Annotated in this window: 1 protein-coding gene; it reads right to left on the bottom strand. The window is 76.8% G+C overall.

What is annotated here, in order from left to right; translation table 11 throughout:
- Positions 1 to 61: 61 nt before the first annotated feature.
- Positions 62 to 1,599, bottom strand: a 1,538-nt coding sequence (locus tag AB0O00_RS38620) for an AAA family ATPase (protein WP_363659351.1), incomplete at its 5' end; no start/stop codon positions are given.

Genomic DNA, 1,599 nt, shown 5'->3' with positions numbered 1-1,599 from the left:
CTGGAGCACGGCTGGGCCCGCGCCGCCGGCCCGGCGCGCCGGACCCGCTGAAGCCGGCTCATCACACCCCCGCCCGCATGGCCGCCGGCAGCGGGCGGGTGTGCAGGACGTCGAGGCGGGAGACGGCGCGGGTGAGCGCCACGTAGAGGCGGTGCAGGCCGCGCGGTTCGGCCTCGACGATCGCGGCGGGCTCCAGGACGATCACGTGGTCGTACTCGAGCCCCTTGGCCAGCGAGGCGGGCAGGACGGTGAGCCGGGCCGCCCCGCCGACCCCGTCCGCGGTCGCCGCCGGCAGTCCGGCCGCCGCCAGCGCCTCCACCGTCCGCGCCACCTCCCCGTCCGCCGCGATCACGGCCACCGAGCCCTCGCGGCCGAGTGCCGTGCGGACGACGTCGACTACTTCCCTTTCCACATCGCAGACTTGACTGACCGTCACTTCACCGCCCGCGCGCAGCGAGACCGCCGGCGGCACGTCCACACCCAGCGCGGACAGCACCCGGTTGGCGAGCTCCATCACCGCCGCCGGGACGCGGAAGCCCGTCGTCAGCGGCACCACCGCCGCCTGCGGCTTGCCGAGGTGGGCCAGCTGCTCGGGCCAACTCCGCGCCGCCCCGGGCGTGGTGGCCTGCGCGAGGTCGCCGAGGACGGTGAGCGAGCCGAAGCCGCTGCGGCGGGCGATCGCGCGGCACTGCATCGGCGACAGGTCCTGCGCCTCGTCGACGACGACGTGCCCGAACCCGGCCGGCCGCTCGATCAGGCCCGCGACCTCGTCCAGCAGGAACAGGTCGTCCGCCGACCAGGCCGCGCTCCGCTCCGAGCGCGGCGGGCGCCGCCACAGGATCGCCGCCTGCTCCTCCTCGTCCAGCAGCCCGGCCGAGGCCGCCGCCAACACCGCCCGGTCGCCGAGCAGTTCGGCCACCACCAGCTCCGGGCGGACGGCGGGCCACGCCGCGTCCAGGAACTCCTTCACCGGCCGGCAGCGCCCGATCCGCGCCTCCCACGTCCCGCCGCGGACGCCCGTCCGCTGCTCGGCCCGGTCCCGCAGCGCCGCCACCACCCTGGTCCGCAGGTGCTCCCGCCCGATCGCGTACGGCACGCCCTGCCCGCGCACCTCCGCGACCATCGACTCCAGCACCTCCCTCGGGACCCGCCAGCGGTACGAACCCTCCGTGACGACCACCGGCTCCGCGCCCGCCACCCGGACCCGGGCGTACAGGGCGCGCTCCAAGACGGCTGCCATCCGGGCGTCCTGCTTGACGGCCGCGGCGCGCGCGTCGTCCTCGGCGCGCACCGGGTGGGCGGCCACCAGGTCCTCCGCGGTGCACTGGGCGACGTCGATCTCGCCGAGCGCGGGCAGGACTTCGGCGATGTAGCGCAGGAACGCCCGGTTCGGGCCGATGACCAGCAGGCCCGAACGCTGGATCCGCTGCGGGTGCGTGTAGAGCAGGTACGCGGCGCGGTGCAGGCCGACGGCGGTCTTGCCGCTGCCGGGCGCGCCCTGCACGCACACCGACTCGGCCGGCCCGCCGCGCACCAGCGCGTCCTGCTCGGGCTGGATGGTCGCGACGATGTCGCGCAACGGCCCGGTGCGGGGGCGCT

This window comes from Kitasatospora sp. NPDC093558 (genome assembly GCF_040683475.1).
In the GTDB taxonomy this organism is placed as follows: Bacteria; Actinomycetota; Actinomycetes; order Streptomycetales; family Streptomycetaceae; genus Kitasatospora.
Note: the sequence above shows the minus strand (reverse complement) of the source record. Positions and strands in the feature narration are given on the sequence as shown.